This window comes from Streptomyces sp. NPDC087787 (genome assembly GCF_044743035.1).
Taxonomy (GTDB): domain Bacteria; phylum Actinomycetota; class Actinomycetes; order Streptomycetales; family Streptomycetaceae; genus Streptomyces.
Genome location: NZ_JBIUVQ010000002.1, coordinates 183299 through 208096 on the forward strand (window position 1 = coordinate 183299; position 24798 = coordinate 208096).

Below are 24798 nucleotides of genomic sequence, written 5' to 3' on the forward strand. Positions count from 1 at the left end.
GGAACCCCACAGCACGCGGCCGTGACCGAGCACCGCGCCGGCGGTTCGGTCACGGCCGCGGGACGGCTCGCGCGGATGTCACGGCTTGCGCGCGAGGCCTCCGTGCTCGGCGACGGCCGCCACGGCGGGGGCCTCGGGGTCCGGACGCCAGTGCGGGACGGAGACGACGCCGGGCTCCACGAACTCCAGCCCGTCGAAGAACGCGGTCATCTGCTCGACGGTGCGCAGGTTGTACGGGATGGCCCCGCTCTTGTTGTAGCCCTCCTGGGCCGCTTCGAAGTCCGGGTCGGTGCCGAGCGAACCGTCGTTGATGGACAGGTAGCTGCCGGAAGGCAGCGCGTCCATCAGCCGGGTGACGATGGAGCGAGCCTGGTCGTAATCGGCCACGTGGCCGAGGATGTTGCTGAGGATCAGGGCGATGGGACGGGTGAAGTCCAGCGTGTCGGCGGCGGCCGCGAGGATGCGGTCGGGGTCCAGCACGTTGGCGTCGACGTAGGCGGTCGCCCCCTCCGCGGTGGAGTAGAGCAGGGCGCGGGCGTGGGCGAGGACCATCGGGTCGTTGTCGACGTAGACGATCCGGGACTCGGGCGCGATGCGCTGCGCGACCTCGTGGGTGTTGTCGGCCGTCGGCAGGCCGGTGCCGATGTCCAGGAACTGCCGGATGCCCGCCTCGGTGACCAGGTAGGTGATGTTGCGGCGCAGGAAGGCGCGGCTGCTGCGGGCGATGGTGACGATGCCGGGGAAGACGGCGGTGTAGGCGTCGCCGGCCTCCTCGTCGACGGCGTAGTTGTCCTTGCCACCCAGCCAGTAGTTCCAGATCCGAGCCGAGTGGGGCACCGTCGTGTCGATCTTCTGGTGCGCCGCTGGGTCGGGGCTCGTCGCGGGGTGGGTCATGGGTACCGTCCGTTCTCCGTCGCGCGGGTTGTCCGACGACAAACTACGTTCCGAAAGCCCTTCTGCGCACGCCAGTTCGCGTTTCCGCCGGTGGTTTTCCCGAACAGGGGCGGCCCCGGCGCCGGCCGGTCGAGCGCGGCACGCCCCGCCGTCCCCTACGCCATGCCCCGACGGCGCAGCAGCAGCCAGAGTTCCGCGGTGACGTCCGGGTCGGTGAGGTCCACGCCGAGCAGCGCCCGGCAGCGCGCGACGCGGTGCCGGAGCGTGTTGCGGTGGACGCCGAGCGCGCGGGAGGCCGCCTCCCACTGGCCGTGATGGCGCAGGTAGCCGACGAGGGCCTGACGCAGGGCGTCGCTCAGCGCGTCGCAGGCGGCGGCGAGCCGCGCGGTCGTGTCGTCGTCGTGCGGTCCCGCGGGCGGGCGGGGGAGCAGCCGGGTGCCCGGGGCGAGGTCCGCCAGCGTCGCGGTGGCGACCGCGCGCACGGATGGCGCCTGTCCGACCGGGACCGCCTCCGTCAGGACGGCCGCGGCGTCGGCGTCCGCCCGCCGCAGCGCGTCCTCCAGGCAGGCGGTCGGGGGATGGTCCGCGGGGACCAGGAACCAGGCCGCTCGCTCGTCCGTCCGGACGGCGATCACTTCCGGGCACCAGCGGCGGACCACTCCGACGAGGCTGTCGCTCGCCCGGCCCCTCGTCGTCAGGAGACGTACACGGTCCGGCGGGCCCGGTGCCCGTACCGCGCCCGCGAGCCTGCGCGCGGCGTCCGCGTGCCCGAGGTCGACCAGCAGTCCGACGCAGCGCTGCCCCTCGTCGGCCACGGACGCGGCGCGCGCGCCGCGGACCGCGTCCAGGCTCAGCAGCGCCGACGCCGTCAGCACGGCTCTGCGCCTGGTGGGGTCCAGCGGCGTGGAGGTGCCGACCGCGAGGAAGCCCGCGGCGCGTTCCCGCACGGCCAGCGGGAAGACGATCACCGCGCCCGAGCCGGTCGCGAACGAGGCGGCGGAGTGCGCTCCGGCGCCCTCCAGCCGGACGATCTCCGCGCGTACCCGCTCGGCCTGCTCGGCGGCTCCGGCGGGGAACACCTGGTCGACCTCGCCGGCCGCCGTGTACGCCGCCGCCCAGGCGTCCAGCGACCGGCCGAGGGTGCGCAGGACGGTGGCGACCGGGTCGGCGGAGGCGGCCGCGTCGACGAGCGCCCGCTGGGTCGCCAGGACGTCCTTGAGGTGCTGCTCGGCCGTGCGGGAGACGGCGGCCCAGTAGGCCTTCGTGATGCGCAGGAACGGCGTGGGCGTCGGGACCGTGAGCAGGCACAGCCCGAGCTTGCGGCAGGCCGCCAGGAGCGCCGCGGGCACCTCGGCGTGCACCGGACCGAGGCCGAGGGCCAGCGCGGTCAGCTCCGCCTCCACCAGCCGGCCGACGTACCGTTCGCAGCCGAGCTTGTTCCGGGGCAGGGACAGGCCCGTCGTCAGCAGCAGCTCCCCGCCGTTCAGATAGCCGGTCGGGTCGGTCAGTTCGCTGATGTGCACGGCGGACACCTCGCGCGCCGAGGCGGCGAACCCCTCGGCCGGCGCGAGATCCGTGCCGAGGGCCCGGCACAGGGAGGCCACCGTCGGAACCGTCACGCGTGCTCCTGCTCGGGAAACCTCACGACTGCTCCTGTGCGATCCGTCCAATACGGGCCCTGTGTGGTGCATTTTATCCAGTGAGGGATCCGCGCCGTCTCCGGACGGTCGTCCCGTCCCGAGCGAATGGAGAGTGGTCATGCCCGTCGATCCGCCCGAGGCGCCGCTCCACGACCTGGTCGTCGCCGACTTCAGCCGCGTCCTGGCGGGCCCGCTGGCCTCGGTGATGCTGGCGGACCTGGGGGCCACCGTCATCAAGGTGGAGCGCCCGGGCTCCGGCGACGACACCCGCGCCTGGGGTCCGCCGTGGACCGACGGTTCCAGCAGCTACTTCGAGAGCGCCAACCGTTCGAAGCGGTCGGTGACCCTCGACCTGTCCGACCCCGAGGACCTCCGGCTGGCGAGGACGCTGGCCGAGCGGGCCGACGTACTGGTGGAGAACTTCAAGGACGGGGCGCTCACCGCACGAGGACTCGACTACGACTCCGTCCGCCGCGCCAACCCGGGCGTCGTGTACTGCTCGGTGACCGGCTTCGGCCGCCACGGCGGCGCGGCGCTGGCGGGCTACGACTTCCTCGTCCAGGCACTCGGCGGTCTGATGAGCATCACCGGCGACCCCGGCGGCGACCCGCAGAAGGTCGGCGTGGCCCTGGTCGACGTACTGACCGCGAAGGACGCGACCATCGGCATCCTGGCGGCGCTGCGGGCCCGCGAGCAAAGCGGCCGGGGCCAGCGGGTGGAGGTCAACCTCCTGTCCAGCCTGCTGGGTTCGCTGGCGAACCAGGCCTCGGCGTATCTGACCACCGGCCGCGCGCCGGGACGGATGGGCAACGCGCACCCGTCCATCGCGCCGTACGAGACGCTGCGCTGCGCGGACGGCCTGCTCGCCATGGCGTGCGGGAACGACGGGCAGTTCCGCCGGCTGGCCGGGGTGCTGGACGCGCCGGAGCTGGCCGACGACGAACGCTTCGCGGTCAATCCGGCCCGGGTGCGCAACCGCCACGCACTCGTCCGGGCCCTGGAGGAACACCTCGCGCGCGACACGGTCGAGAGCTGGATCCGGCGGTTCACCGCGGTCGGTGTTCCGGCCGGCCGGGTCGGCACCGTCGCCGACGGCATCGCCCTGGCCGAGTCGCTCGGCCTCGAACCGACCGTCCGGGTCGGCCCGTCGTCCCCGCCTCAGATCCGGCACCCCGTCACGTACTCGGCCACCCCGGTCACCGGCTACCGGCCGCCGCCCCGTCTCGGCGAGCACAGCGACGACGTACGCCGCTGGCTCACCGGCCCGGAACCCACCGAACCGCCAGAGGAGAAGACCGCATGAACGCACCGGCCAAGCTGCCCCCGCTCGCCCCCCCGCGACCCCGCCGGACTGCACGACCTGCTCACCCCGGAGGAGAAGGCGGTCGCCTCCTCGGTGCGCCGGCTCTGCGAGCAGCGCGTCGACCCCTTCGTGGCGGACTGGTTCGAGCAGGGCACCGTCCCCGACATCCGTGGCCTGGCCAAGGAACTCGGCGCGCTGGGCGTGCTCGGCATGCACCTGGAGGGCTACGGCTGCGCCGGCATGTCGGCCACCGAGTACGGCGTGGCCTGCCTCGAACTGGAGGCCTCCGACTCCGGCATCCGCTCGCTGGTCTCCGTGCAGGGCTCGCTGGCGATGTTCGCGATCTGGAAGTGGGGCACCGAGGAGCAGAAGCGGCAGTGGCTGCCGTCCATGGCCGCCGGTGAGGCGATCGGCTGCTTCGGCCTGACCGAGCCCGACATCGGCTCCGACCCCGGCAGCATGCGCACCAGGGCGCGGCGCGACGGCGGCGACTGGATCCTCGACGGCCGCAAGATGTGGATCACCAACGGCAGCGTCGCCGACGTGGCCGTGGTCTGGGCCCGGACCGACGAGGGGGTGCGCGGCTTCGTGGTGCCCACCGGCGCCCCGGGCTTCTCGGCCCCGGAGATCAAGCACAAGCTGTCCCTGCGCGCCTCGGTCACCAGCGAGCTGGTCCTGGACGGGGTGCGCCTTCCCGCGGACGCCGTGCTCCCCGGGGTCCGGGGTCTGAAGGGCCCGCTGAGCTGCCTCAACGAGGCCCGCTACGGCATCGTCTGGGGGGCGATGGGCGCGGCCCGGTCCTCGCTGTACGCCGCCCAGTCCTACGCGACGGAGCGGAGCCAGTTCGGCAGGCCGATCGGGGCGTTCCAGCTCACCCAGCAGAAGCTGGCCGACATGTACCTGGAGTACACCAAGGGCGTGCTGCTGGCGCTGCATCTGGGCCGTCGCAAGGACGCGGGCACGCTGCGGCCCGAGCAGGTGAGCCTCGGCAAGCTGAACAACGTCCGCGAGGCGCTGGACATCTGCCGCACCGCCCGCACGGTCCTCGGGGCGAACGGCATCTCGCTGGAATACCCGGTCATCCGGCACATGAACAACCTGGAGTCCGTACTGACCTACGAGGGCACCGTCGAGATGCACACGCTCGTGATCGGCCAGGCGGTCACGGGGCAGTCGGCGTTCCGGTGAGCGCGGACGGGCACGCCCACCGCACGGAGCCGGCGGGGGCCGGGGCGCAGGCGGCACCCGCGGCTGCCGTCGAGGCGGTGCCGACCTGGTCCCGGTGACCTCCTGACCAGTGCGCGGGGACCGGGGTACCGTCCAGCGAGACGACCACATCGCAGCGCCGAGGCCCGGCCCGCCGGGCGAGGGGAGCACCGCATGAGCGAGTCCACCCACCAGGCACCCGCCGGACCCGGGGACGGCGGCCGTACCGATCCGCTCGTCCAGCTGTCCCTCGAGCGGTTGCGGCAGCGCTCCAGCCTGAAGTGGCGCACGCACCCGGAGGACGTCCTGCCGCTGTGGGTGGCGGAGATGGACGTCCCCCTGGCCCCCGCCGTCGCCGACACCCTGCACCGGGCCGTCGCGCTGGGCGACACCGGATACCCCCACGGCACCGCCTACGCCGAGGCCCTCGCCGCCTTCGCCGCCACGCGATGGGGGTGGGACGGCCTGCGCGTGGAGAACACGGCGCTCGTGCCCGACGTGATGCTGGGCATCGTCGAGGTGCTCCGCCTCATCACGGGCCCCGGCGACGCGGTCGTCGTCTGCTCGCCCGTCTATCCCCCGTTCTACGCGTTCGTCGCACACGACGGCCGGGACGTCGTCGAGGCCCGTCTCGGCCCCGACCTGCGGATCGACCTCGCCGCCCTCGAGGACGCCTTCATACGCGCAAGGCGCCACGGCCGCCGCGCCGCCTTCCTGATGAGCAACCCGCACAACCCGACCGGTGTCGTCCACACCCGCGCGGAACTCGAGGCGGTCGCCGCGCTCGCCCGCGGACACGGTGTCCGGGTGGTCTCCGACGAGATCCACGCCCCGCTGGTGCTGCCCGGCGCCGTCTTCACGCCCTTCCTCGGCGTGGCCGGCGCGGAGAACGGTTTCGCCCTGACCTCCGCGTCCAAGGCGTGGAACCTGGCCGGTCTCAAGGCCGCCGTGGCCGTCGCCGGCAACGAGTCCGCGGACGACCTGCGCCGGATGCCCGAAGAGGTCGGCCACGGCCCCAGCCACCTGGGGATCCTCGCCCACACGGCGGCGTTCCGCGACGGGGGCGACTGGCTCGACGAGCTGGTGCTCGGGCTCGACGCCAACCGGAGCCTGCTGGGCGAACTGGTGAAGGAGCACCTCCCGGACGTGGGGTACGTCCCGCCGCAGGGCACCTACCTGGCCTGGCTGGACTGCACCGGCCTCGGGCTGCACGACGACCGTCCCACCGACGGTCCCGGCGTCGTGAGCGACCTCGCCGGACCGGCGCGGCTGTTCCTGGACGAAGCCCGTGTCGCCCTCAGCTCGGGACACGTCTTCGGCAGCGGCGGCGCGGGCTGCGTACGCCTCAACTTCGCGACCTCACCGACGATCCTGCGTGAAGCGCTGACGCGCATGGGCCGCGCGGTCGCCGGCCTCGGACGGGATCCCTCCCCGGCTCGCGGCTCCGGTTCTTCGATCCAGGGGGGCTGAGCCGAGGGCGTCCGCCGGTCCCCGGAGGAACGGCGGACGCCCTGCCGCGATGCCCACCGGGTCAGTGGCCGATGGCCCGGAAGCGGCGCAGGCGCAGGCTGTTGCCGACCACGAAGACCGAGGAGAAGGCCATCGCGGCGCCCGCGATCATCGGGTTGAGCAGTCCGGCCGCGGCCAGCGGGAGCGCGGCGACGTTGTAGGCGAAGGCCCAGAACAGGTTGGAGCGGATGGTGCCGAGCGTCCTGCGGGCGAGCCGTATGGCGTCGGCCGCGGCCCGGAGGTCCCCGCGGACCAGGGTCAGGTCGCCGGCCTCGATCGCGGCGTCCGTGCCGGTTCCCATCGCCAGTCCCAGATCGGCCTGGGCGAGTGCCGCCGCGTCGTTGACGCCGTCGCCGACCATGGCGACCGAACGGCCTTCGCCCTGGAGGCGCTTGACGACGTCGACCTTGTCCTGCGGCAGGACCTCGGCGATGACGTGCTCGGGTTCGATGCCCGTCTCGGCCGCTACGGCCTCGGCGACGGCCCGGTTGTCGCCGGTGAGCAGCATGGGCGTCAGGCCCAGGGCACGCAGCCGGCGTACGGCCTCGGGGCTGGACTCCTTGACGGCGTCGGCGACTTCGAGGACCGCACGCGCCTCGCCGTCCCAGGCGACCGCGACGACCGTACGGCCGACAGCCTCGGCGTCCTCCTTGGCGCGCCGCAGGCCGTCCGGCAGGGACATCGCCCATTCGGCGAGCAACCGCTCGCGCCCGACGAGGACGGCGTGCCCCTCGACGACGCCCTGGACCCCGAGTCCGGCGACGCCGGCGAAGTCCCCCGGGACCGGCAGGGTGCCCACACGGTCCGCGGCTCCGGTGGCGACCGCCTGGGCGATCGGGTGCTCGGAGGCGTGCTCCAGGGCGCCGGCGAGCCGCAGGACGTCCGTCTCGTCGGTGCCGTCGGCCGGGCGCACGGCCAGCAGGGTCATCCGGCCGGTGGTGACGGTGCCGGTCTTGTCCAGGAGGACGGTGTCGACCTTGCGTGTGCTCTCCAGGACCTCGGGGCCCTTGATGAGGATGCCGAGTTGGGCGCCGCGTCCGGTGCCGACCATGAGGGCGGTGGGTGTGGCGAGCCCCAGGGCGCACGGGCAGGCGATGATCAGGACGGCGACGGCGGCGGTGAAGGCGGCGGTCGGTCCGGCGCCGGCGAGGAGCCAGAAGCCGAGCGTGGCCAGGGACAGCGCGATGACGACGGGGACGAAGACCCCGGAGATCCGGTCGGCGAGCCGCTGCGCGGCGGCCTTGCCGTTCTGGGCGTCCTCCACCAGCTTGGCCATACGGGCGAGTTGGGTGTCCGAGCCGACCAGGGTGGCCTCGACGACCAGCCGTCCGCCCGCGTTCAGGGTGGCGCCGGTGACGGCGTCCCCGACGGCGACCTCGACCGGGACGGACTCGCCGGTGAGCATCGAGGCGTCCACGGCGGAGGCACCCTCGACGACGGTGCCGTCGGTGGCGATCTTCTCGCCGGGGCGGACCAGGAAGCGGTCGCCGACCTTCAACTCCGTCACGGGGACGCGTTCTTCGCGTGCGCCGCGGAGAACGGTGACCTCCTTCGCACCCAGTTCCAGCAGGGTCCTGAGCGCCGCACCGGCCTTGCGCCTGGACCGGGCCTCGAAGTAGCGGCCGGCGAGGATGAACGCGGTCACACCTGCCGCGGCCTCCAGATAGATGTTCCCCGCGCCGTCGCCGCGGGCGATGGTCAGCTCGAAGGGGTGGGTCATGCCGGGCATGCCGGCGGTGCCGAGGAACAGCGCCCACACCGACCACAGGAACGCCGCGGAGGTGCCGACCGAGATCAGCGTGTCCATGGTGGCCGCGCCGTGCCGGGCGTTGGTCCAGGCGGCCTTGTGGAACGGCCAGGCGGCGTACGTCACCACGGGCGCCGTCAGGGTCAGGGACAGCCACTGCCAGTACTGGAACTGGAGGGGCGGGATCATCGCCATCGCGATCACCGGCACGGCGAGCACGACCGCGGTGGTCAACCTCTCCCGCAGCGGCCGGAGTTCGTCAGGGCCCTCCCCCATCGAGGCCGCCGGACCCACCGAGCCCACCGAGGCCGCCGAACCCGCCGAGCGGTCGGCCCGTTCGGGCTCGGCACGGACGGGCTCGGGTTCGCGCGCGGTGTAGCCGGTGGCCTCGACCGTGGCGATCAGGTCGGCCACGGCGACATCCTCGCGGAAGGTGACTTTCGCCTTCCCGGTGGCGTAGTTGACGGTCGCCTCGACGCCGTCCATGCGGTTGAGCTTCTTCTCGACACGGGCCGCGCACGAGGCGCAGGTCATGCCGCCGATGGCGAGTGCGACCTCGGCGGCACCGGACGTGGTGGTCATGTGATCGGTTCCTCCTTGCCCATCAGGTACCCCCTAGGGGTATCCGGCAGCCCCATGTATACCCCTAGGGGGTACATGACGCAAGGACTCGACCTGCCGGGTTTCACATACGGGGCGGGGGTACCTGACGTGCATGGACCCGCCCGGGAACGTGCGACGCCGCACGCAGCACGGTCGGCGACTCGCCTCCTCGGTTCGCGTACTCAGTGCGCGCCGAGGCCGTCCAGAAGGCCGGTGACCTGCGAGTGGACGGCGTCCCACGCGGCGCCCGGCAGATCGCCGAGGGCCGTGCCGCGCAGCCCGCTCAGGACCTCCGCCGCGTCGACCGCGCGTGGGACACTCCCGCTGAGAACGTCGTAGCCGTCACGGACGGCGACCCGCAGACGGTCACCGTCGTCCTCTGCGTGCACCGCCGAGGCGACCACGAGGGGCGGAGGTCCGCCCGCCTCGCCGTCCAGCTTGCGGTAGGCGCAGACGACCGGCTCGCGCCAGCGCAGGCTGAGCAGGACGGGCCGCTTGGCCACCACCTCGGACAGGTCCGCCTCACGTACGCCTTCGGGCTCCAGCACCGTCGCCCGGGCGTCCAGGACGAGCGCGGCGGGCAGCAGGCAGCGCAGCGCACTGCCGACGAGGTTGCCACCGACCGTCGCCGTCCGGCGCACGGCCCCGGTGCCCACCGTGGCGGCGGCCAGGCGCAGTACGCCGGGAACCCGCTCGTCGATCCGGTGCAGCACCACGGCGCCGCCCACGGTCCGCCGTCCCACGACGTTGGCCTCCGGCAACTCGCGCAGGGACATGGCCAGTTCGGGGAATCCGTCGCGCTGCCAGGTGGCCCAGACGAGGGTCGCCCCGCCGATCGGCACGGCCCCCTCCGCCAGACACTCCCGTGCTTCGGACACGGACGTGGGCAGACGCAACAGCACAGCGACCGACCTGCCTTCCTGGGACGCCGGACGAAGGCGGTGGGCAGTGCCGCGGTCCCCTGCCCGCCGGCAGGCAGTCTTCCCTCCCGGACGGGGGCGCGCACAGGGCTCACACGAGCACACGGCACGCCGGCGGCAGCGCTCCGGCGCATATCCCCGGCGCATATCCCCGCCGCATACCCACCCGCTCCGAACCGGTCTGCCGCCGTCGCCCTTTCGCCGCGAGTCGATGGCCGCAGGATGTGCGCCTACGATGGGCACATCGGCTCGCAGGGCCTGGACGAAGGCCTCGAACCTTGGACAAGGACTCGTTTCCCGGGGCCCGGGCGTTCAGTGGCACCGGCGCTTGCCGGCCGGGCACCCTGCGCGTCTCGCCACGCGCGTCTCAGCATGCGCTTCTCAGCATCGCCAAGGAGCATCGCCATGGCCGCTCAGTCCAGCACGATCGTCCTGGAGCGCCCGGCGCAGGAACTCGCCGACGCGACCTCGAAGCACCCCTTCCTGTACGAGATGGAGCCCGCCGAAGCACGCAAGGTCCTCGACGACCTTCAGGCCGCGCCGGTCGACAAACCGCCGGTCGACGAGGAGTGGATCAACGTACCGGCCTCCGTCGGCGACGTACGGGTCCGCATCGTCAGGCCGCGGGGCGTCACCGGAACGCTGCCCGTCGTGGTGTACATGCACGGCGGCGGCTGGGTGCTGGGCAACGCGGGCACCCACGACCGGCTGGTGCGCGAGCTGGCGGTCGGCGCCCGTACCGCCGTGGCCTTCGTCGAGTACACGCCCTCGCCGGAGGCGCGCTATCCCGTGGCCATCGAGCAGGGCTACGCGACCGCGCAGTGGATCACACGGGAGGGAGAGGCGAAGGGCCTGGACGCCCGGCGCATGGCGGTGGCCGGCGAGTCGGTCGGCGGGAACATGACCGCGGCGCTCGCCCTGATGGCCAAGGAGCGCGGTGACGTCAGGTTCGTGCACCAGTCGATGTACTACCCGGTCACGGACGCGGCGATGGACACCGACTCCTACGACCAGTTCGCCAGCGGCTACTACCTCAGCCGCAAGCTGATGGAGTGGTTCTGGGACGCCTACACCACGGACCCGCACCAGCGCGAGGAGATCACCGCCTCCCCCAACCGGGCCACCAGCGAGCAGCTCGCCGGACTGCCGCCCGCCCTGCTGCTCGTCGACGAGGCCGACGTGCTGCGCGACGAGGGCGAGGCGTACGCCGCCAAGCTCCGCGCCGCCGGCGTTCCGGTGACGACGGTGCGCTACGACGGCACGGTGCACGACTTCATGATGCTCAACTCGCTCAGCCACTCCAAGGCCGCCCGGGCGGCCATCGACCAGGCCGTGCGGTTCCTGCGGGACGCGCTCGGCACGGACGACGAGGCGTCCGCCACCGGTTAGCTCCGGCCGGCGCGGGTGAGCAGCAGGGCCACGTCGTCGGGTTCCTCGGGGCTGCGCAGGGCGTCCAGCAGTTGGTCGCAGGTCTCTTCCAGCGGACCCGGTGGCCGCGTCAGGAGGCTCAGCGGCGTGGCCAGTTGCGCGTCGAGCGAGTGGCTGCGGGTCTCGACGAGCCCGTCGGTGTAGAGCGGCAGCCCGTCCCCGGGCCCGATGCGGAGCCGGGTGGTCTCGAAGGGGACGCTTCCCACGCCGAGGGGTGCTCCGGTCGGGAGGTCGAGCAGCCGCGGGGCGCCCGAGGCGGGGATGAGGACCGGCGGCAGATGTCCGGCCATGGCGACGTGGCAGCAGGCTCGGCGCGGGTCGTACACGGCGTACGTGCAGGTGGCGAACCGCTGCTCCAGCTCGCCCGTGATGCGGTCGAGGTGCGACAGGACCGCGGCGGGGTCCAGGTCGAGCGCGGCCAGGGTGCGGGTCGCGGTACGGAGCTGGCCCCGGCCGCGCGGGAGGCCAGTTCGAGGGCCAGGGTCGCGTCGTCGTCGCCGAACGGCACGGGATTGCCGCTGCGGGCCAGCGCCAGGGCGCCCAGGACGCGGCCGTGGGCGACGAGCGGGACGGCCAGGCAGGAATGGGCCTTGACCTCCGCGAGGGCGTTGGCGGCGTGGGCCGGGGCGAGACGGGCGAGGTCACGGGCGGTGACATGGGCTGCGAAGATCGGGCCGCCGGTGGTGATGCTCCGGGCGACCATGTGGTGCGGCGCGTACCGGGCGACGTACCCGACGGGGGGGGAGACGCCCGGGGCCGGATGGGCGACGACCGCCAGGGTGCGCATGGCCATCGGGCTGCCCGGTGGTCTCGCGCCCCGGCCGGGTCGGCAGGTCCGCCGCCGGCGGCTCATCGCCCGACGGACCGCCCTCAGCCGATCCCGTACCGCGCCGCGATGCCGTCGATAACGAGTTCTACAACTAGGCCCTCCGCGAAATGCTGCTCGTAGTCCGCGAAGATCTCGGCACCCGCGGCGGCGGACAGCGGGAAGCCGGCCATCGGACCGCTCCGGCGGACGCCTTTCTCGCTGCGGACACGGACACGTTCGCGTCGTCGGGCGTCGAGGACGTCGAGGTGGCAGGCAGGCCTTGGTGTCGCGGTCTGTCAGCCCAGGTCCGCCAGGAGGGCTTTCAGTTCGCTCTCCTGCTGTGCCGGCGACATCGGCGGGTTCGAGTGGTCGATGCCGAAGGTCTTGAGCACTTTGTCCATCCGGGCGTCGATGGAGGTCCAGCCGGTTTCGTCCAGCGGCTCCAGCGAGGCCTGGTCGGCATCCCACAGGTCACGCAGCGACTGGGCGGCCGCATGGGCCCCGGCCGCGTCCCCCGAGCGTGCGTCCTTGAGCGAGGTGGATGCGAGGGTCCGCAGCGCGCCGACCTTCGCGGGCGGGAAGTGCTTCACCGCCTGGCCGGGAGGCAACTGGACGGCGGAGGTGGTGTCGGTCTCCGGCGCCGGGCCGACGTGCGGCTGACCGTGGGCCCAGACCAGCAGGGCCGCGGTGGCGACGGCCAGCAGTCCGAACCCGGCCAGCGCGACACGCTCCTTGCGCGGGTCGCCGGTGACCCGTGCGGCGTGGGCCGCCTCGTAGGTCTCGGTCACGTCCGAGCGCGTCACCGTCAGGTGGACCACCGTCGCCAGGATCAGGCCGAGGAAGATCAGGCTGGTGGTGAACGTTCCCAGCGCGAGACCGGTCGGCTCGCCCGGGCTCTGGGCGACCTTGGGGGAGGCGAGCCAGTCGCCGATGTTCGCGCCCAGCGGGCGGGTCAGGATGTAGGCGAGCCAGAAGGACAGCACCGGGTTCGCGCCGAACCTCCACAGCGCGGTGATCGCCGCGATGAGGCCGAGCGGCAGCAACACCGAGACGCCCGGGCTCCAGCCGGTCAGCTCCAGAGTCCAGTCGCCGGTCGCGGTGCCGAGCGCGAAGGTGACCAGGACGGTCAGCCAGTAGAACGACTCCCGCGAGAACGTGGTGACCGAGTGGATCGACAGCGTGCGCTCACGCAGCCACCACACGCCGAAGACCACCGCGAGCAGCACCGAGAAGACCGCGGAACTGATCCACAGCGGCACGTTCAGCTGGTCGGTCAGGATGTCGGTGTACAAGGTGCCTGTCACGCTGACAACGACCACGGTCAGCCAGTAGGGGAACGGGACGTACCGCTTCAGCCACAGCTGGACGGCCAGGACCACCACCAGGACCGCGGTGAAGATCCAGGCCGTGTTCATCAGGCCGACGCCCAGCTGGGTGTTGATCCAGTCGGCGAAGCTCTCACCGACCGTCGTGCACAGGACCTTGATCACCCAGAACCAGATGGTGACCTCGGGGACCTTGTTGAGCATGAGCCGCCCGCTGCGCGTGCGTGCTTCCGTTGTCGTCGTCATGCAGGGAGGTTTACGCGGGGAACCTGCACGCAACCTGACTACGTGGCCGCACGCGCGGCCGGGAGCCTCACCTCGACGTGACCGCGGCCGTCCGCGATCGCGCGGACCTCCGCACCGGCCGAGGCGGCGATGCGCCGGACCACCGGCAGCCCCAGCCCGTACCCGCCGACGCCGGTCACACCCGCTTCGAAGACCCGGTCGACCTCCTCGGAATCGAACCCGGGGCCGTCGTCCAGGACATCGACCACGATTGCCTCACCCTGGATGCGCGCGGTGATCCACACACGCGACCGCGCATGCCGCAGGCCGTTCTCCAGCAGGGGCGACAGCAGCGACACGGTGACGTCGGCCGCCACGGCCACCTCGGCCTTCGCGGGAACGTCGACCTCGACCGCGCGGCCTGCGATCGCCTGCCGCGCGGCGGAGCGCAGATCGCACCGGGTCCCCGCGTCTCTCTGTGCGCGCGCGGCGCGCAGAATCGTCGTGATCGCCGCATTGAGGCGGTCGACCTCGCTCAGCACCGCCTCCGGCGCCACCGGCTCGCCGGACAGCTGCGCCAGCTGCGCCTCGCCCCGCAGGACCGTGAGCGGTGTCCGCAGCTCATGCGCGATCTCATCGGTGAGCCGGCGCTCGTCCGCCAGCGCGTTGTCCACGCGCTCCAGGAGGTGGTCCAGGGTCCGCCCCAGTTCCCCGAACTCGTCGCGGGGGACTCCGAGGTCGAAGCGGCGCCCGGGTTCGTGATGGCCCCAGTCGTCGGCGAGCGCGGCCATGTCGTGCACGACCCGCAGCGCGCGGCGCACCACGAGGTGCGCGACACCGCCGGCGAGGAGGACCGCGAGGCCGCCCAGTACCAGCGACAAGGTCAGGCTGCGCTGCTCGGACGTCTCGTAGGGCGTGAGGTCCACCCGGACGATCACCATGACGTCGTGGCCGTCGATCGGGACCTTGCGCGCGTACAGGAGGTAGTTGTCGACGGCGGCGGTCTGCGATCGCCGTGAGCCTGCCAGCGCCTCGACACGCTCGGCCATGCCTGCCGGTACGTTCCCGTCGATCAGGTGGCCGTCGGCATACACCCAGGCGACCTCGTCCAGCGCCTCGCTGCTGTTCTCCGTCAGTACGACACGGCCGTCCACGGCGGTGACGTTCGCCGCGACCGCCTCGGCGCGGGTGCGCGCCAGATCGTGCGCGTCGGCGTCCGTCACCCCGCTCAGCAGCACGTGCGAGACCACGACCAGTATCGCGACCACGGCGGTGGCGATCAGCACGGTGAGCGCGACGACCCTCCTGCGGAAACCCGTCACTGCCATCGGTAGCCCACGCCGCGGACGGTCGCCAGACGCTCGGCCACCCCCAGCGGACCGAGCTTGGTCCGCAGCCGGCGCACGAAGGAGTCGAGGGTGTTGTCGCTGACCTGCGCTCCGTGCGGCCAGCCGGCAGCGATGAGGGCGTGGCGGCGTACCGCGTCGCCCTGCGAGGCGATCAGGCGGCCCAGTAGCCGGAACTCGGTCGGGGTCAGGCTCTCGCTCACCGAGTCGTAGGTCACCACGTGCTTCGCCGGATCGAGGACGACCTCGCTCGGTGCGGGCGCCACGGTGGCCCGGCGCAGCAGCGCTCGGACGCGGACCAGCAGTTCCGGGATGTCGAAGGGTTTGGTCATGTAGTCGTCGGCGCCGGCCTCGAAGCCGCCCACCTTGTGATGCAGGCCGTCCAAGGCGGTGAGCATCAACACCGGCGTGTCGACGCCGCGCGCCCGGAGGGCCAGGCAGACGTCGCGGCCGTCGGCGTCCGGGAGCCCGAGATCCAGGACGACCAGATGGGGCGCCGGTACGAGCTGCCGCAGCAGGCTGTCGGCCGTGGCGGCGACGGAAACGGTGTGGCCGTCGTGCTCCAGGGCGCGCTTGAGGACGCCGCGGACCGCAGCGTCGTCTTCGCACACCATGATGAAAGCCACGTGCCGACCCTAGATACTCCCGTGCCAGTTCTCCATCTTCCCTGATCGGCCGCCCGACCGTCGGGAGCAGAGCAGGCGCCCAGGCGGCAGTCGACCTCGCGAGGGGTTACGCGGTAGTGGAATATTCAACCAACCGGGCCGGTTGTCGCAGCCGGTGGCTCTGGAACGAGGCACCGGAGGAGGTCACCAGTGGACACGACGTACTACGAGCACGGAACCCCGGCGGAGCGCTGGGAGCGGGCGCGGATGTTCTTCGACGCCCGGGACTACGCCGCCGCGGCCCGTGTGCTGGAGGGGCTGGTCGAGGAGGTGCCGGAGCAGACCGGGCCCCGGCTGCTGCTGGCGCGCGCCTACTACCACTCGGCCCAACTGCGCCGGGCCGAGGGCGAGTTGCGCATCATCGTCGAGCGCGACCCGGTGGAGCACTACGCCCGGCTGATGCTCGGCCGCACCCTTCAGCGGCAGGGCCGCCGGGACGAGGCCGATACGCACCTGCGCATCGCCTCCGCCCTGGCGGGTGACCTCCCGTAAATCACACCGGGTGGAGGAGCAGGAACAGGGTGACCGCGGAGTTCGCCGAGGACATCGCGGACACCACCGCACCGGCGGCGGCGCCCCACACGGCGGCGCCGACCGCCGTGAAGGCCGGCGGCCAGTGCCGGCCCGCCGGTTCCGGCGCCAGCAGGGCGGCGACCCGGCGCGGCACCGGACCGCCGGCGGCCACCGCGGCGAGAGTGGGCGCGGGCGCGCCGGACGACAGCAGGGCCGCCTTGCCGACCGCCCGCGCCACCACGCGCCGGTCGCCGACCGCGCGGGCCGCGTCCTCGTCGGCCCAGCGTTCGGCGGTGTAGACGACGGCGGAACGCAGCGGCCGCAGGAAGGGGTTGGCGCAGGCCGCCAGGTGGGCGGTGAGCAGGTGACGGTGGTGGCGGGCCGCCAGGTGGGCGCGTTCGTGCGCGAACAGGGCACGCCGTTCGTCCGGGGCGAGGCCGTCCAGCAGCGCCGTGGTGACGACGATCCGGTCTCGGCTGCCGGGCAGGGCGTAGGCGTACGGCGTGCTGTCGGGCAGGACCACGACGGGTGCGCCGCGCAGCCCGGTCAGGGCCCGGCGGGCTCGGCGGGCCACCCGCCGGTGGCGCCACAGGGTGCGCCCGCAGGCCACCGCGACCAGTCCCAGCGCCGGGATCGCCGCCCGCTCCGTGACCCGGTCACGCGAGACGGCCGACCTGAACTCGGGATCGGCCCAACCGCCTAGGACCGGGCCGCCGGTCAGCTCGGCGGTGCCGATGACCGCGAGCAGGGCGAGGCACAGCGTGCTGCATCCGCCCATGACGGCGGCCACCCAGGTCAGCAGCCGGGTGGCCGCGCGCGGATGGAGGCGCGGTGCGGCCTGGCGTGCGACGGGCCAGGCGGACAGCGGCAGTACCAGCGGCAGTAAGACGTAGAGCCCCATGAGGCGTCAGTGTCCCGTACCGTCGCCCCTCGGGTGGCGGGCGCCGTCGTCGTCCGCGGCCTCCGCCGCGTCGAGCAGTGCGCGCAGCACCTGCTCGTCGCCGGGCGGCAGCGCGGTGACGAAGCTGGTCAGCACCGCCTCGCGGTCCCTTTCGCCGTCCAGCAGGCGGCGCATCCGGAGCGCCGCGAGGCGGGCGACGTCCGCCGTCGGGGTCCACACGAAGGAGCGGCCGCGGCGCTCGCGGGAGACGACGTCCTTGGCGAGCAGCCGGGTCAGGATGGTGACCACGGTGGTGTAGGCGAGGTCGCCGCCGAGCCGCTGCCGCACCCAGGCCGCGGTGACCGGGCCGTCCGCCTCGCGGAGCGCGCCGAGTACCTGGACCTCCAGTTCGCCCTGCCCGCGCCGGGCGCGCCGGTGTGGCGTCGTCATGCACGTCTCCCTCCGGCGTCGGCGTGTCGCACCACGCTACTTCACCCCGGGGCGCGGCCAGGGGTGCCGCACGCCGGGTGCGTGCACGGGTGCCGCACGCCCCTGCCCTCCGTACAAGCGTGCGTCGGGCGGGCCGGGCCGGCCGGCCTCCGTGGCATCCTGGCGTGATGGCTTCCCCCCGCGCGCGTACGCCCCTCGCCGAGCAGGTCGACGAACTCCTCGCCGACGGCGGCCCGTTGCCCATCGTCGCCGCCGGCGACCCGGTGCTGCGGCGCCCCGCCGAACCGTTCGACGGCCAGCTGGAGCCCGCGCTGCTGACCCGCTTCGTCCAGGCCCTGCGCCTGACCATGCACGCGGCACCGGGCGTGGGCCTGGCCGCGCCGCAGGTCGGGGTGGGGCTGCGGATCGCGGTCGTCGAGGACCCGGCACCGGTGCCGGAGGAGGTGCGCGAAGCGCGCGGACGGGTTCCGCTGCCCTTCCGGGTGCTGGTCAATCCGTCGTACGAGGCCGTCGGCACCGGGCGCGCCGCGTTCTACGAGGGCTGCCTGAGCGTTCCGGGCTGGCAGGCCGTGGTGGCACGGCACGCCGAGGTGCGCCTGCGGGCCCTGGACGAGCGCGGGCAGGCGGTGGACGAGGTGCTCTCGGGCTGGCCCGCCCGGATCGTCCAGCACGAGACCGACCACCTCGAGGGCGCTCTCTACCTCGACCGTGCCGAACCGCGCTCCCTGTCCTCCAACGACGCGATGGCGCACCGCTGGAACCAGCCGACCCCGGAGCGGGCCGCGCGGGCCCTCGGCTTCGAACTGCCGTAGGCGCGCGCGGCCGTGCGGGCGCGCGGTCAGCCCCGGTAGGCCTCGAGGAGGCGGAGCCACACCTCGCTGATCGTCGGGTAGGACGGGACCGCGTGCCACAGGCGGCCGACCGGGACCTGCCCGGCGACGGCGACGGTCGCCGAGTGGAGCAGTTCGCCGACGCCGGGCCCGACGAAAGTGACACCGCGCAGGATCTCCTCGTCGAGGTCGACGACCATGCGGGCGCGGCCGCGGTAGCCCTCGCCGTACAGGCCGGCCCCGGCGACGGTGGAGATGTCGACGTCGACGGCGCGGACCCGGTGGCCGGCCTGTTCGGCCTCGGCCAGGGACAGGCCGACGGCCGCGGCCTCCGGGTCGGTGAAGACGACCTGCGGTACGGCGTGGTGGTCGGCGGTGGCGGCGTGCGCGCCCCACGGATCCGTCTCCAGCAGCGGCACACCGGCCGCACGGGCGCCGATCGTGTCGCCCGCGATCCGGGCCTGGTACTTGCCCTGGTGGGTGAGGAGCGCGCGGTGGTTCACGTCGCCGCACGCGTACAGCCACGTGCTGCCGTGCACGCGCAGGGTGTCGTCGACCGGCAGCCAGGAGCCGGGTTCCAGGCCCACCGTCTCCAGGCCGATGTCCTCTGTGCGCGGCGCTCGGCCGGTGGCGAAGAGGATCTCGTCGGCCTCGATGCGGTCGCCGGCGACGGTGACGGCCACGACGGTGCCGTTCTCGCGGGCGACCGACTCCACCGCGGTGCCGGTGCGGATGTCGGTGCCGGCCTCCGTGAGGGCGTCGGCCACCAGTTCGCCGGCGAAGGGTTCCATCCGGGGCAGCAGCCCCTTGCCCCGGACCAGGACGGTGACCTGCGAGCCGAGCGCCTGGTACACGGTGGCCATCTCGGTGGCGACCACACCGCCGCCCACGACGATCAGCCGCCCCGGCACCCGCTCGGCACTGGTGGCCTCGCGGCTGGTCCACGGCTTGACGGCGTCGAGTCCGGGCAGGTCCGGAAGCCGGGCGCGGGTTCCGGTGCAGACGGCGACGGCGTGCCGGGCGGTGAGCGTCCTGCGGGTGCCGTCGGGGCCGTCGACCGTGACCGTACGCGCACCCGCCAGCCGGCCGTGCCCGCGGTGGAGGTCGGCACCGATGCCGTCGAGCCACCGCACCTGGCCGTCGTCGTGCCAGTGCGAGGTGTACTCGTCCCGGCGGGCCAGGACCGCGGCGGCGTCGAGGGGACCGCGCACCGCCTGGCTCAGGCCCGGCAGACGGCGGGCGTCGGCGCGGGCGATGACCGGGCGCAGCAGGGCCTTGCTGGGCATGCACGCCCAGTACGAGCACTCGCCGCCGACCAGTTCGCTCTCCACGATCGCGGTGGACAGGCCGGCCGCACGGGTGCGGTCGGCCACGTTCTCCCCCACGGGTCCGGCGCCCAGCACCACGACGTCGTACGCGATGGTTTCCGTTTCGGTCATGGGGTCAGTCTGGTGGGTGGTGTGCGCCCTGGCCACACGGGTACGTGCGCGGAATACCCATGGGGTCGGCCGTGTTGTGCCCACGGCTTCGCCCCCACGCCAGTCAGCCGACACCCGGAAGCACCAGGAAGAGGGATACACCATGAGCAGCACCGTGGAGCTCACCAAGGAGAACTTCGACCAGACGGTCACGGACAACGAGTTCGTCCTGATCGACTTCTGGGCGTCCTGGTGCGGGCCGTGCCGGCAGTTCGCCCCGGTGTACGAGAAGGCGGCGGAGGAGAACCCGGACCTGGTGTTCGGCAAGGTGGACACCGAGGCCCAGCCGGAGCTGGCGGCGGCCTTCGGCATCCAGTCCATTCCGACGCTGATGATCGTCCGTGACCAGGTCGCCGTGTTCGCGCAGCCGGGCGCGCTGCCCGAGGCCGCCCTGACGGACGTGATCGGGCAGGCGCGCAAGCTGGACATGGACGAGGTCCGCAAGGCGGTCGCGGAGCAGCAGGGCGGTCAGCAGTCCGAGTGACCGGTGTCGCGGATCAGCTGGATTCGCGGTGGACCACCGTCGCGCCCAGCACCGCGTGCCGTTCGGGCGGGGCCGCGGGGTCGTGCACGGCGCGGTCGACCAGTTCGGCCACGTCACGGCCGGAGGGCAGGTCGATGTGGACCGTGCTCAGCCGGGGCCGCAGCAGCCGCCCGAGCATGAGGTCGTCGGCGCCGATCACGGCCGTCTCCTCGGGGACGCGTACGCCCGCGTCCTGCAGTGCGCGCATCAGCAGCATGGCGTACTCGTCGTTGTAGGCGAACACCGCGTCGAGGCCGAGGTCGCGCCAACGGGCGGCGAGGCGGGCGGCGGACCGCTCGTCGTAGCCGAGGGGCAGTTCGGTCACGTCGCCGTCGGTACCGCGCAGGGCCCGCCGTACGCCGGCGAGCCGGGGCCGGGAGAACGTGTCAAGACCGGGTTCCTCGGGTACGACCACGCCGATGCGGCGCCGGCCGCGGGCGTGCAGGTGGGCGCCGGCCCGGTGACCGACGCTCTCGTGGTCCATGAGCAGCGCGTGGGCGCCCTCGACGGGCTCCGGGCCCAGGGTGACGACGGCACGCGCGCCGGAGCGTTTGAGCACCGCCACTCCGGTGGGTCCGAGCCCCACGCCGGACACCAGGACGGCGACCGGGCGCAGTTCGGCCCAGGCCCGTACGGCCGCGTCACCGGGCAGGCAGGCGGTGGCGTGCTGCACGACGGTGTAGTCGAGGAGGCCGAGCGCCCACTGGAGTTCGTCCAGGAAGCGGCTGTAGAGCGGTCCGGCCGGGAGGGCCGGGGCGGGCATCAGGACCATTCGGCTGTGCCCGGCGCGCAGGCTGCGCGCCGCCGCGTGCGGCACGTACCCGAGTTCCTCGGCGGCCTCGTGGACCCGGCGGCGGGTGGGCTCGCTGATGCGAACGGCTCTGGTGTTGTTCAGGACGTAGGAGACGGTCGCGCGCGAGACGCCGGCCAGTCGGGCCACGTCGGCGCTCGTGGGCACGGAGCGCGGAGCGGGCGTCGGGGGCGCGGCGGGTTTCGGAATCTGCACCATGACGTACCGCATCTTGGCAGAAGCCGGGGACTGTCCGTCCGGTGAACTGCCTTATTGCGGACCGAAGTTGAAACGGCAACAGATGAGGGCAGGGTGGGTCGGGCGCGCGGCGTGCGGTGCGCGCAGGTCGCGTCACCGGGCCGCGCCGCCCGTGCGACGCCCCGGCCGGCAGGCGCCGGGCGGGGACGCGGGGCCGGCGTCGACCGCGTGCCGCGCCCCCGTGGGACCTCACCCCGGGCCACGCCGGACCGCCCGGAGCGGCGGCCCGCCCGTACCGCCCGACCGAGTGAAGCGGAAACCGCCGCGGCCGCTTACGGGAGGGCCACCCGCGCGCCTTGTCACCTTGAAGGCCGGCCGGCGCCGAGGCGGCGGCCGGCCGGCAGTGCGGTCACGCCGCGTCCGGCTCCGGCCCGGTGCTTCGCGATCGCCGCTGCCGCTCCAGTTCGGTATGGCGCGCCCGCATCGGCCCGCCGGCGGCCGGCCCAGCGGTGAACACATACGCGTCGCTGTCGTCGAGACTCTTCCCGGTGCGGGCGTCGACCACGACCGGCTCGGCCTCCTGGCCGGTCTCGGCGTCGTGCGCTACCGCTTCGTCCTCGACGGGACGGACTGATCAGCGAGCTCGTCATAGCCCCCTGACTGCCGCCGAGCCGTCAGGGCATGCACCGATCCGGGTCCCCCTCTCTCAGCAGGCCGGCTGCGTGGTGGTGATGCGCGCCACCACGTCGTGCCAGCCCGCCTGGAGCCGTTCCATCGGCATCTGGCACTGCCTGGTCAGATGGTGGATGAGGGCGGGCTCGAGGTAGCCCATCAGGGTGTGGGCGAGGAGTTCGCTGTCGGCGCCGGGTGCCGCCTGTCGCAGCAGCATCGCCACATGGGCGTAATGGACCCGGCGGGCGGGTACGGCGAAGCGGCGGGCCGGGCCCGGGTCGGCCGCCAGTTGCAGTTCCAGCTCGTCGGCCGCGCGGCGCAGCGCCATGCAGCCGAAGGCCCGCAGCCGCTCGGCGGGCGGCGCGCCGGGACCCATCGGAGGGGGCCCGCTGAGGAACGCGGCCTGGAACTTGCGCTCCGAGTGGTCAAGGAGCGCCCTGAGCAGACCGGTGCGGTCGCCGAAGCGGCGGAAGACCGTCCCCTTGCCCACCTCGGCCGCCGCGGCGACGGCCTCCATGGTGACGCCCGCCGCGCCGTGTTCCGCGACCAGGCGCGCGGCGGCGTCCAGCAGCCGGGCGCGGTTGCGGGCCGCGTCGGCGCGCAGGCACGGCTCGTCCTCACCGGTGCCGAATTCGAGCAGCACCGGCTGCGCCAGCAGCTCCCGGGTCTCCTGAGGTTCTTGAGGCTCCTGGGGCTTCGGAGGGGGCGGCAGGGGGCGCGACATGAGGACAGCGTAAGGCATCGGGAACAGAACTGGACCGCGGTCCGCTTATGGTGGTAGAAAATTAAACGGACCCCGGTCCGGATCCTTTACGTCATTGTGTCACCCCCCTTGGAGACCCCCATGTCTGTCCGCATCCTCGCGCTCGTCGGCAGCCTCCGCACCGGCTCGCACAACCGCCAGCTCGCCGAGGCCGCCGTCAAGCTCGCCCCCGCGGGCGCCGAGGTCGAGCTGTTCGAGGGCCTGGCCGAGATCCCGTTCTACAACGAGGACCTCGACGTCGAGGGCAGCGTGCCCGCCGCGGCCGCCAAGCTGCGCGAGGTCGCCGGCTCCGCCGATGCCTTCCTGCTGTTCTCCCCCGAGTACAACGGCACCATCCCGGCCGTCCTGAAGAACGCCATCGACTGGCTGTCCCGCCCGTACGGCGCCGGCGCCTTCGTGGGCAAGCCCGTCGCCGTCGTCGGCACCGCCTTCGGCCAGTACGGCGGCGTGTGGGCGCAGGACGACACCCGCAAGGCCGTGGGCATCGCCGGCGGCAAGGTGATCGAGGACATCAAGCTCTCCATCCCCGGCTCCGTGACCCGCTTCGCCGAGACCCACCCGGTCGACGACGCCGAGGTCGCCGCCCAGCTCACCGAGGTCGTCGCGCGCCTGCACGGCCACACCGGTGACGCGGCTGCCGCCTGAGCAACCTCCGGAAGGGGTCGGCGCCCGCCCGGCGCCGGCCCCTTCCGGCCTTTTACGAGCGGGCTTCACACGAACCGGTTCCGCACCGGCCGGCTCCGCACGAAGCTACGGGCAGGACTCCCCGAACTTGACCGCGGTGAATGACACCGGCTGCCCCTTCAGCCGGGTTCCCGGTCCCGGAGTCTGCGAGCACACCTGCCAGTTGCTCTCCACCAGCACCCAACGGTGGCGCGTCGAAGCGTCCTTCACCGTGAGCGACGTGTGCGCGTCGAGGGCGGCCCGGGCCGCCTTCACCGACTTCCCCTTGAAGTCGGGCATCCTCCCGCCCTGAACCGACGGCGGGGCCTGGTCCCCGGTGGGGCAGGACTCCTCCAGCTTGACCGCGCCGAAGTCCAGGGTCGTACCGGTCGAGACCGTCGTACCCGCCGCCACGTTCTGGCTGCACACCTTCCAGTTACGGTCGAAGGCCTGCATCCGGCCGCGCCCCAGGGCGTCGTGCGACTTGAGCGAGCGGAATCCCTGCTTCTGTGCGGCGTCCTGCGCGGACTGCAACCCCATGCCGACGAAGACCGGCACCTTCTTCTGCTGGTTTCCGCCCGGCTTGCCGTCCCGCCCCGGCCCGCTGCCGCCCGGAGCGGCGGAGGCCGACGGGTTGCGGCCGCCCTGCGACCCACCGCCGTCCGCAGGGTCGCAGGCGACGAGGGCGCCGGCCGCGGCACACGTCAGAACAGCGGCGACGAGACGAGTTCGCACGGATTCCCCCAAGTGCTGCCGGTACAGGCGCATAACGGTAGACCCCTCAGGAAAGAGGAGGGAAGTCCGACCGTCCGGTCCCGGACACCTTGCGCGTACGCGTCAACGGTATGTTGGACAGGCCAAGTACCTGTACATGGCGAGGAACGGTCGGAATGAACGGGGCATGTCGACCTGGCGCGGGGCGGCTTCACGCCGCTTGCGCGACGTGGCCGTTCCCCGGGTACTCCGCCCGTCACGACGCCGTATCGCGCGGCACGCCTCTGCCGTGGATCAGCAGACGTATCCGAAGGGACCTGTTCGTGACGAGTCAGCAGCACACCGGTTCACGTCGCCGCTCCTTCGAGGTGTCGGTCGGCGCCGTGGGCGCGGTCGCGATGGCGATAGCCCTCAGCGGCTGCTCCAGCGGCCCGGACTACCAGGGCACCTGCGTGGACAAACTGACGCAGAAACGCGTGGCGGACAGTCACTGCAACCCCGGCGGATCCGGTGGGGCCGGCGGCGGGTCGGGCGGGACCGGCGGAAAGAACTACGGCTGGTGGTACACCCCGCGCGGCGAGAAGGCCCCCGCCGTCGGGCAGAAGGTCGACCTGACCAAGGGCGGCGGCTCGTTCACCGCGCCGAAGTCGGGCAACGTCGTCCGCGGCGGCTTCTCCGCCAAGGGCGGATCGGTCGGCGGCTGAT

At 73.2% G+C, this 24798-nt stretch carries 23 protein-coding genes and 3 pseudogenes; 9 read left to right on the forward strand and 17 right to left on the reverse strand.

The window, feature by feature from the left end:
• Positions 1 to 78 precede the first annotated feature (78 nt).
• Together ACIOWN_RS04920 and ACIOWN_RS04925 are read right to left on the reverse strand one after the other, a co-directional pair.
• Positions 79 to 894, reverse strand: coding sequence for an SAM-dependent methyltransferase (locus tag ACIOWN_RS04920; RefSeq protein ID WP_362348389.1), 816 nt, complete (start codon positions 892 to 894; stop codon positions 79 to 81).
• Positions 895 to 1049: 155 nt separating this feature from the next.
• A complete protein-coding gene (locus ACIOWN_RS04925; RefSeq protein ID WP_401980435.1) occupies positions 1050 to 2513 on the reverse strand; it encodes a PucR family transcriptional regulator in 1464 nt (487 codons plus the stop codon).
• Positions 2514 to 2652: 139 nt separating this feature from the next.
• Between ACIOWN_RS04925 and ACIOWN_RS04930 the strand changes: the two genes are divergently transcribed.
• The 3 genes from ACIOWN_RS04930 to ACIOWN_RS04940 all read left to right on the forward strand — a co-directional run bounded on the left by ACIOWN_RS04930 (position 2653) and on the right by ACIOWN_RS04940 (position 6513).
• Positions 2653 to 3837 carry a CaiB/BaiF CoA transferase family protein gene (locus tag ACIOWN_RS04930; protein ID WP_401980437.1) on the forward strand — a complete coding sequence of 395 codons (1185 nt, stop codon included), beginning with the start codon at positions 2653 to 2655 and terminating at the stop codon, positions 3835 to 3837.
• A 48-nt stretch (positions 3838 to 3885) separates the two neighbouring features.
• Positions 3886 to 5025 carry an acyl-CoA dehydrogenase family protein gene (locus ACIOWN_RS04935; protein ID WP_401980644.1) on the forward strand — a complete coding sequence of 380 codons (1140 nt, stop codon included), beginning with the start codon at positions 3886 to 3888 and terminating at the stop codon, positions 5023 to 5025.
• A gap of 192 nt (positions 5026 to 5217) precedes the next feature.
• Positions 5218 to 6513 (forward strand): MalY/PatB family protein, encoded by a 1296-nt coding sequence (locus ACIOWN_RS04940; RefSeq protein ID WP_401980440.1) that lies wholly within the window; start codon positions 5218 to 5220, stop codon positions 6511 to 6513.
• Positions 6514 to 6574: 61 nt separating this feature from the next.
• Here the strand turns inward: ACIOWN_RS04940 and ACIOWN_RS04945 are convergent, their stop codons facing one another.
• Together ACIOWN_RS04945 and ACIOWN_RS04950 are read right to left on the reverse strand one after the other, a co-directional pair.
• Positions 6575 to 8881 carry a heavy metal translocating P-type ATPase gene (locus ACIOWN_RS04945; protein ID WP_362348381.1) on the reverse strand — a complete coding sequence of 769 codons (2307 nt, stop codon included), beginning with the start codon at positions 8879 to 8881 and terminating at the stop codon, positions 6575 to 6577.
• Between the two features lie 203 nt (positions 8882 to 9084).
• Positions 9085 to 9804, reverse strand: coding sequence for an FAD binding domain-containing protein (locus ACIOWN_RS04950; protein WP_362348379.1), 720 nt, complete (start codon positions 9802 to 9804; stop codon positions 9085 to 9087).
• Positions 9805 to 10227: 423 nt separating this feature from the next.
• Here ACIOWN_RS04950 and ACIOWN_RS04955 point away from each other — a divergent pair, with 423 nt between their 5' ends.
• Positions 10228 to 11211, forward strand: coding sequence for an alpha/beta hydrolase (locus tag ACIOWN_RS04955; RefSeq protein ID WP_362348378.1), 984 nt, complete (start codon positions 10228 to 10230; stop codon positions 11209 to 11211).
• Here the strand turns inward: ACIOWN_RS04955 and ACIOWN_RS04960 are convergent.
• The 6 genes and pseudogenes from ACIOWN_RS04960 to ACIOWN_RS04985 all read right to left on the reverse strand — a co-directional run.
• Positions 11208 to 11687: pseudogene (locus ACIOWN_RS04960) on the reverse strand (PP2C family protein-serine/threonine phosphatase); the annotation flags it as partial. The gene ACIOWN_RS04955 and the pseudogene ACIOWN_RS04960 sit on opposite strands and share 4 nt — an antisense overlap.
• 20 nt (positions 11688 to 11707) lie before the next feature.
• Positions 11708 to 12103 (reverse strand): annotated as a pseudogene (locus tag ACIOWN_RS04965) (GAF domain-containing protein); the annotation flags it as partial.
• A gap of 17 nt (positions 12104 to 12120) precedes the next feature.
• On the reverse strand, positions 12121 to 12249 hold the full coding sequence (locus ACIOWN_RS04970) for a hypothetical protein (protein WP_401980444.1): 129 nt from the start codon (positions 12247 to 12249) through the stop codon (positions 12121 to 12123).
• 105 nt (positions 12250 to 12354) lie between these two features.
• Positions 12355 to 13629, reverse strand: a complete 1275-nt coding sequence (locus ACIOWN_RS04975; protein ID WP_362348376.1) for a hypothetical protein — start codon at positions 13627 to 13629, stop codon at positions 12355 to 12357.
• A gap of 38 nt (positions 13630 to 13667) precedes the next feature.
• The gene (locus ACIOWN_RS04980) at positions 13668 to 14936 is read right to left on the reverse strand and encodes a sensor histidine kinase (RefSeq protein ID WP_401980447.1); all 1269 of its coding nucleotides are present in this window, start codon (positions 14934 to 14936) and stop codon (positions 13668 to 13670) included.
• Positions 14927 to 15580 (reverse strand): response regulator transcription factor, encoded by a 654-nt coding sequence (locus tag ACIOWN_RS04985; protein ID WP_362348373.1) that lies wholly within the window; start codon positions 15578 to 15580, stop codon positions 14927 to 14929. Before ACIOWN_RS04985 ends, ACIOWN_RS04980 begins: the two co-directional genes overlap by 10 nt.
• Positions 15581 to 15769: 189 nt before the next feature.
• Here ACIOWN_RS04985 and ACIOWN_RS04990 point away from each other — a divergent pair, with 189 nt between their 5' ends.
• Complete coding sequence (locus ACIOWN_RS04990; RefSeq protein WP_362348371.1) at positions 15770 to 16111, forward strand: tetratricopeptide repeat protein; 342 nt, start codon at positions 15770 to 15772, stop codon at positions 16109 to 16111.
• Between the two features lies 1 nt (position 16112).
• Here ACIOWN_RS04990 and ACIOWN_RS04995 read toward each other — a convergent pair whose 3' ends face one another.
• Both ACIOWN_RS04995 and ACIOWN_RS05000 read right to left on the reverse strand, forming a co-directional pair.
• Positions 16113 to 17033, reverse strand: a complete 921-nt coding sequence (locus ACIOWN_RS04995) for a M56 family metallopeptidase (protein ID WP_362348369.1) — start codon at positions 17031 to 17033, stop codon at positions 16113 to 16115.
• A gap of 6 nt (positions 17034 to 17039) precedes the next feature.
• Positions 17040 to 17462: a BlaI/MecI/CopY family transcriptional regulator gene (locus tag ACIOWN_RS05000; protein WP_362348367.1), complete on the reverse strand. Its 423-nt coding sequence runs from the start codon at positions 17460 to 17462 to the stop codon at positions 17040 to 17042.
• A 167-nt stretch (positions 17463 to 17629) separates the two neighbouring features.
• Between ACIOWN_RS05000 and ACIOWN_RS05005 the strand changes: the two genes are divergently transcribed.
• A complete protein-coding gene (locus ACIOWN_RS05005) occupies positions 17630 to 18274 on the forward strand; it encodes a peptide deformylase (RefSeq protein ID WP_362348366.1) in 645 nt (214 codons plus the stop codon).
• A 26-nt stretch (positions 18275 to 18300) separates the two neighbouring features.
• Here ACIOWN_RS05005 and ACIOWN_RS05010 read toward each other — a convergent pair whose 3' ends face one another.
• Complete coding sequence (locus ACIOWN_RS05010) at positions 18301 to 19731, reverse strand: dihydrolipoyl dehydrogenase family protein (RefSeq protein WP_401980453.1); 1431 nt, start codon at positions 19729 to 19731, stop codon at positions 18301 to 18303.
• Here ACIOWN_RS05010 and trxA point away from each other — a divergent pair.
• Complete coding sequence (gene trxA / locus ACIOWN_RS05015; protein WP_401980456.1) at positions 19730 to 20254, forward strand: thioredoxin; 525 nt, start codon at positions 19730 to 19732, stop codon at positions 20252 to 20254. The genes ACIOWN_RS05010 and trxA overlap by 2 nt on opposite strands.
• Before the next feature lie 13 nt (positions 20255 to 20267).
• Here trxA and ACIOWN_RS05020 read toward each other — a convergent pair whose 3' ends face one another.
• The 3 genes and pseudogenes from ACIOWN_RS05020 to ACIOWN_RS05030 form a co-directional block, all read right to left on the reverse strand.
• Complete coding sequence (locus ACIOWN_RS05020) at positions 20268 to 21302, reverse strand: LacI family DNA-binding transcriptional regulator (RefSeq protein ID WP_401980458.1); 1035 nt, start codon at positions 21300 to 21302, stop codon at positions 20268 to 20270.
• Positions 21303 to 21690: 388 nt separating this feature from the next.
• Positions 21691 to 21879, reverse strand: a pseudogene (locus ACIOWN_RS05025) (transcriptional regulator); the annotation flags it as partial.
• A 108-nt stretch (positions 21880 to 21987) separates the two neighbouring features.
• Positions 21988 to 22677, reverse strand: coding sequence for a helix-turn-helix domain-containing protein (locus tag ACIOWN_RS05030; protein WP_362348359.1), 690 nt, complete (start codon positions 22675 to 22677; stop codon positions 21988 to 21990).
• 120 nt (positions 22678 to 22797) lie between these two features.
• On the opposite strand from ACIOWN_RS05030, the gene ACIOWN_RS05035 reads away from it, so the two are divergent.
• Positions 22798 to 23361, forward strand: a complete 564-nt coding sequence (locus ACIOWN_RS05035) for an NAD(P)H-dependent oxidoreductase (RefSeq protein WP_362348358.1) — start codon at positions 22798 to 22800, stop codon at positions 23359 to 23361.
• Between the two features lie 105 nt (positions 23362 to 23466).
• On the opposite strand, the gene ACIOWN_RS05040 is transcribed toward ACIOWN_RS05035, so the two are convergent.
• A complete protein-coding gene (locus tag ACIOWN_RS05040; RefSeq protein WP_401980462.1) occupies positions 23467 to 24114 on the reverse strand; it encodes a PASTA domain-containing protein in 648 nt (215 codons plus the stop codon).
• A 302-nt stretch (positions 24115 to 24416) separates the two neighbouring features.
• On the opposite strand from ACIOWN_RS05040, the gene ACIOWN_RS05045 reads away from it, so the two are divergent.
• Positions 24417 to 24797, forward strand: a complete 381-nt coding sequence (locus ACIOWN_RS05045; protein WP_362348354.1) for a hypothetical protein — start codon at positions 24417 to 24419, stop codon at positions 24795 to 24797.
• Position 24798 lies beyond the last annotated feature (1 nt).